Here is a 268-nt window from a genome sequence, read left to right as displayed (position 1 = left end):
GCCTTCGAAGGCAAGCAGCCGCTGATCACCCAGGAACAGGCGCAGAAGACCGACCAGGCGCTGCGCATGGCGATGGCCGTCAAGGCCGGCCAGCCGGTTCCGGGCATGGCCCCGGGCACCGAGCCGCCGAAGGTGGACCGTGAACAGGTCGGCCTGATGCTGGGCAGCTATGCCGTGGGCCCGTCGCTGGCGCCGCTGAAGGACCAGGTCGACCTGGACGCGCTGTTCGACGCCGTGCAGACCGCGTTCGCCAAGGGCACCCCGAAGA

Annotated in this window: 1 protein-coding gene; it reads left to right on the top strand. The window is 70.1% G+C overall.

Annotated elements, in window-relative coordinates; genetic code table 11:
* Positions 1-268, top strand: a 268-nt coding sequence (locus tag ACR9ZK_RS22130; protein WP_481344096.1) for a hypothetical protein, incomplete at both ends; no start/stop codon positions are given.

The sequence above is a fragment of the Monashia sp. HAY1-5C genome, from assembly GCF_056755255.1.
This window is presented reverse-complemented; position numbering and strand designations above follow the sequence as displayed.